Here is a 2,678-nt window from a genome sequence, read left to right as displayed (position 1 = left end):
GCGCGACCACGGACACGTCCTCCCCGTCGGACAGCTGCGCGGTCTGCCTCGGCGCGGTCGGGTCGCCGACGTCCCACAGCCGCACCCTGCTCTGGTTGTCAGTGGTCGCCAGCACCCGGCTGTCCTGGCTGAACGCGAGCGCGGTGACCCAGCGCGGGTGGTCGGGCAGCACGCCGATCAGGCGGGGCGCGGCGGGGTCGGCGGCGTCCCACAGCTCGACGGCCATCGCCTCCCGCACCAGCGCCAGCAGCTTCCCGCTCGGCGCGTAGGACAGCTGCGTGACCTGCCCGTCGAAGGTGTGCGCGGGGACCGGTTCGCGGGCGTCGGTGGCGTCCCACAGCCGGGCGCCGGGGCTCTCCAGCGTGGTCGCGAACGCCTGCGCGGCGGAGGTCACGGCGAACGAGGTGACCGCGTCGACCGGGGTGGTGAGCGTGCCGATGCGCGGGTAGAGGCGGTCGTCGACCGGTTCGCCGACGCGGGCGCTGGGCAGCGGGCGGCCGTCCGGGGACAGCGCGGGCGAGGTGCGCACGGACCGGCTGACCGTGCTGCCGGACTTGCCCGCGTGCGCGCCGAGCACCGCGTCGCGCAGGTCGTCGGTGCCGCTGAGCCGGTAGGCGGCGATCACCAGCTGGTCGGCGATCAGCGGGTCGCTCTCGCGCTTGCCCAGCGACTCGTTGGCGGCGAACCGGGCCAGCGCGATGTTGCGCTGCTCGGTCGCGGTCTCCTGCGCCCGGATGGTCTGCACCATCGCGCCGCCCGCGAGCAGCAGCAGCACCGCCAGCAGCGCCACGAGCTGGCGGAGCCTGCGGGTCTGCCGGTGGGCGAGGCGGCGCTCGCGGTCGCGGGCCTGGGAGCTGGCGGCCAGGAACTCGCGCTCGCGCGCCGACGTGCGGGCGCGGGGGCGGCGGGTCCACTCCAGCGCGGTGTCCAGGCGGGTGCCCCGGTAGAGGGCGTCGGGGTCGCGGTGCAGGGAGACCCACGTCGCGGCGGCCTCGGTGAGCTGGCGCAGGGTGCGCAGGCCCTCGCGGTCCTCGGCGAGCCAGCCGCGCAGGCGGGGCCAGGAGCGGATCAGCGCCTCGTGGGCGATCTCCACGCGGTCGCGGTCGAGGGTGAGCAGGCGGGCGTGGGCGAGCCGGTCGAGGACCACGTCGACGTCCACGTCGTCGTCCAGCTCGGCGCGCGGCAGGCTGCGCTTGGTGTCCTCGGTGCCGTCGCCGAGCGCGGTCAGGCGCAGGAACACCTGGCGGGCCAGCTCGCGCTGCTGGCGTTCGAGGGAGGTGTAGGTGCGCTCGGCGGTCTGCGCGATGGCGTACTGCACGCCGCCCGCCGCCTCGTACCCGGCGAGGGTGAGCGTCGCGCCCCTGCGGCGGCGCCAGGTCTCCAGGAGGGCGTGCGAGAGCAGCGGGAGCACGCCGGGCTGGCCGGTGGCGTCGGCGACGAGGCGGGAGACCAGGGCGGTCTCGACGGTGCAGGAGGCCTTCACGGCCGGTTGCATGATCGCCTGGCGGAGCTCCTCGGTGCCCATGGGGCCGATGAGGAGCTGGTTGTCCTCCAGCGCGGCGACCAGGTCGGGGTGCTGGGCGCAGTGGCCGTAGAAGTCGGCGCGGACGCTGATCACCACGGGTTGCGGGGCGTCGAGCAGCTCGGCGATGAACGCGGCGCGGCGGGAGTGGTCCGAGCAGAGCGTGAAGACCTCCTCGAACTGGTCGATGATCACCAGGTCGGCGGGGGTCTCGGGGAGGGCGAGGTCGGCGGCGGACGGGGTGGTGAGCAGCGTGGTCCCGGCGAAGCGGGCTACCAGGCCGGCTTGCAGCAGCGAGGACTTGCCCGCGCCGGAGGCCCCGAACACGGCGGTGAACCGGGCGGAGCCGACCCTGGCGAGGAGGTCCTCGAGGAGCTGGTCGCGGCCGAAGAACCACTCGGAGTCGCGCGGCTGGAACGCGGCGAGCCCGGCGTACGGCGGGTGCTGCTCGACCGGCGGCGGGGCCTCGGGCGCGACGGCGGCGGCGACCTCGTGCCACCGGTCCTCCCAGGCGGCCACGTCGCCCTCGCAGGCCCGCACGTAGGCGAGCGTGACGGCGAGGCTCGGCAGCTTCCGACCGCCCGCGGCGTCGGAGAGGGTGGTGGCGGAGTAGTGCGCCTTGGCCCCGAGCTGCCGGTAGCTGTGCCCGCCCGCGCGGTCGCGCAGCGAGCGCAGGTCGGCGGCGAACTTGAGCAGCGGGGTGTCACCGACGTCCAGGGGACGCTCTCCACGCGGCACAGCCGTCCACCCCCTCGTGAGGTCGATTGTCTGTGTCTGGTGACGCGGAGTCCAGGTCTGACGGGTGGTCCGGGAACCATACCCACTGGTCGGGTGGTGGGAGAACCTGTTCTGCGGTAAGGGATTTCAGTTGCGACGACTGCCCGTGATCATGCCAGTGCTGTTCGGGGGATGGGGGTGCGGACGGGGTTCCCCCATACGCCGCAACGGATCGGGGCTGGGCGGGGTAGGGGGTGGGCGAGTCGGCCCTCACGCTTGCGGCCGGAACGGGGGTGGGGGTGTGGGGGCGCGGAATGGGGTGGCGGGGCGGGGATCGCTGGTGGATCGCAGGTGTGGTGGGGCGGGGCGGTTTGGGCGGAGGGTGCTGCGCGGGCTGGCGGTCGCGCGGGGCGGTTCGGGCGGGTTGGAGCGGTGCGCG

1 protein-coding gene is annotated in these 2,678 nt (G+C 74.9%); it reads right to left on the bottom strand.

Going from position 1 to position 2,678, the window contains the following annotated elements; genetic code table 11:
• On the bottom strand, positions 1-2,260 hold a 2,260-nt coding region (locus ACTUAL_RS06550; RefSeq protein ID WP_440899614.1), incomplete at its 3' end, for an nSTAND1 domain-containing NTPase.
• Positions 2,261-2,678: the final 418 nt, after the last annotated feature.

Source organism: Actinosynnema sp. (assembly GCF_052038725.1).
This window is presented reverse-complemented; position numbering and strand designations above follow the sequence as displayed.